Below are 2,428 nucleotides of genomic sequence, written 5' to 3' on the forward strand. Positions count from 1 at the left end.
CACGCTTTTATGCACAACAGAAATCACATGCATTAGCCGCTTAAATCAGATAAAAAACGTCTCCACAAAACCCGGGGCAATTCAAATGCGCTGCCCCTAATCTGGTCGCCCTGCGCACCAAAGACGGCGCTGCCTCGCTCTCCGATCTGGTGCGCTCCTCGCTGCGCCTGCGCCCCGACCGGATTCCGATCGGCGAGGTGCGCGGCGCCGAGGCGCTCGACCTGCTCAAGGCCTGGGGCACCGGCCATCCCGGAGGTGTCGGCACCCTGCATGCCGGGTCGGCGATCGGCGCCCTGCGCCGGCTGGAGCAACTGATCCAGGAAGCCGTCGTCACCGTGCCGCGCGCCCTGATCGCCGAGACCATCGACGTCATCGCGGTGCTGTCCGGGCGCGGCAGTGCGCGCCGGCTGGCCGAACTTGCCACCGTCCAAGGGCTGAGCCCGGACGGGGACTACATCCTCGCACCTGCCGGAGATCCGTCATGACCCACATGATCGCCCTGCGTCGCCGCTTTGCTGTAGTCGGCGCGACCCTCTCGCTCGCCCTGCTGTCGGCCCCGGCCTATGCCGCCGGTTCGAGCATGCCGTGGGAGGAGCCGCTCAACCAGATCCTGGAAAGTGTGCAGGGGCCGGTCGCCAAGATCATCTCGGTGATCATCATCACCGTGACCGGTCTGACCCTGGCCTTTGGCGAGACCTCGGGTGGCTTCCGCCGCCTGATCCAGATCGTCTTCGGCCTGTCGATCGCCTTTGCCGCATCCAGCTTCTTCCTGTCGTTCTTCTCCTTCTCGGGCGGAGCGCTGATCTGATGGAGCCCGACATCATCCCCGGCTTCACCGCCCCGGTGCATCGCGCCCTGATCGAGCCGATCCTGCTCGGCGGGGCGCCGCGCACGGTGGCGATCGTCAACGGCACGCTGTCGGCGGCGATCGGCCTCGGCCTGCGGCTGTGGATCGCAGGCGGGATCTTCTGGCTGGTCGGCCATCTCGCCGCCGTCTGGGCGGCCAAACGCGATCCTGCCTTCGTCGACGTGGTGCGCCGGCACCTGCGCTATCCTACCCATCTGGTCGGGTGAAGGCGCCATGCTGAACCTCGCCGAATACCGTCACCGCCGCGACCGGCTGGCTGATTTCCTGCCCTGGGCGGCGCTGGTCGCCAAAGGCGTGGTGCTGAACAAGGATGGCGCCTTCCAGCGCACCGCGCGTTTTCGTGGCCCGGACCTAGAGTCCTCGACCGCCTCCGAACTGGTCGCCATCACGTCCCGGCTGAACAACGCCCTGCGCCGACTTGGCTCCGGCTGGGCCATCTTCGTCGAAGCGCAGCGCCGCCCGGCACGGGGCTATCCGTCCGGCCCGTTCCCCGACCCGGCCTCCGAACTGGTGGACGCCGAACGCCGGGCACAGTTCGAGGAAGAGGGCGCGCATTACGAGAGCCGCTATTTCCTGACTCTGGTCTGGTTGCCGCCAGCGGACGACGCCGCCCGCGCGGAAGCGTGGCTCTACGAAAATCGCGCCCGTGGCGGTTCCGACTGGCAGGCCGTGGTCGCGGGATTCATCGACCAGACCGATCGGGTGCTGGCGTTGCTCGACGGCTTCATGCCCGAGGCCGCCTGGCTCGATGACAGTGAAACCCTGACCTATCTCCATTCCTGTATCTCCACGCGCCTGCAGCGCGTCCGGGTGCCGGAAATTCCGATGCACCTCGACGCGATCCTGGTCGACGAGGAACTGACCGGCGGACTGGAGCCGCGCCTGGGTGACGCCCATCTGCGCACGCTCACCGTGATCGGCTTTCCGACCCAGACCTGGCCGGGGCTGCTGGACGAACTGAACCGGCTGGCCTTTCCCTATCGCTGGTCGACGCGGGCGATCTGCCTCGACCGCGTCGACGCGACGAAAGTGCTGGGCCGGATCCGGCGGCAATGGTTCGCCAAGCGCAAATCGATCATGGCCATCCTCAAGGAGGTGATGACCAACGAGGCGTCGGTGCTGCTGGATTCAGACGCCGCCAACAAGGCCGCCGATGCCGATGCCGCCTTGCAGGAACTCGGCACCGATCAGGTCGGACAGGCCTATGTCACCGCCACCGTCACAGTGTGGGACGAGGATCCGACCGTCGCCGCCGACCGGCTGCGTCTGGTGGAGAAGACGATCCAGGGCCGCGACTTCACCTGCATGCGCGAGAGCGTCAATGCGCTCGAAGCGTGGTTCGGCAGCCTGCCGGGGCATGTCTACGCCAATGTCCGCCAGCCCTGCGTTTCGACCCTGAACCTCGCCCATATGATCCCGCTCTCCGCGGTGTGGGCCGGGCCAGAGCGGGACGGGCATTTCAACGCGCCACCGCTGTGAATTGCCCCGGGTTTTGTGGAGACAGAACGACCCGAGAGGTAAGAAGAATTCATGAGCAACAAATCGAAGCGTTTTCCGCCT

2 protein-coding genes and 2 pseudogenes are annotated in these 2,428 nt (G+C 66.4%); all 4 read left to right on the forward strand.

Annotated elements, in window-relative coordinates:
* Positions 1-77 precede the first annotated feature (77 nt).
* Positions 78-485 (forward strand): annotated as a pseudogene (locus FKW19_RS14315) (ATPase, T2SS/T4P/T4SS family); the annotation flags it as partial.
* Positions 482-808, forward strand: coding sequence for a TrbC/VirB2 family protein (locus FKW19_RS14320; RefSeq protein WP_116100238.1), 327 nt, complete (start codon positions 482-484; stop codon positions 806-808). The pseudogene FKW19_RS14315 and the gene FKW19_RS14320, both read left to right, overlap by 4 nt.
* Positions 808-1,074 carry a VirB3 family type IV secretion system protein gene (locus FKW19_RS14325; protein WP_116100239.1) on the forward strand — a complete coding sequence of 89 codons (267 nt, stop codon included), beginning with the start codon at positions 808-810 and terminating at the stop codon, positions 1,072-1,074. The genes FKW19_RS14320 and FKW19_RS14325 overlap by 1 nt, the downstream gene beginning before the upstream one ends.
* Before the next feature lie 7 nt (positions 1,075-1,081).
* Positions 1,082-2,344, forward strand: a pseudogene (locus FKW19_RS14330) (conjugal transfer protein TrbE); the annotation flags it as partial.
* Positions 2,345-2,428: the final 84 nt, after the last annotated feature.

This window comes from Acetobacter sp. DmW_125128, assembly GCF_008704325.1.
GTDB classification, from domain to species: Bacteria; Pseudomonadota; Alphaproteobacteria; order Acetobacterales; family Acetobacteraceae; genus Acetobacter; species Acetobacter oryzifermentans.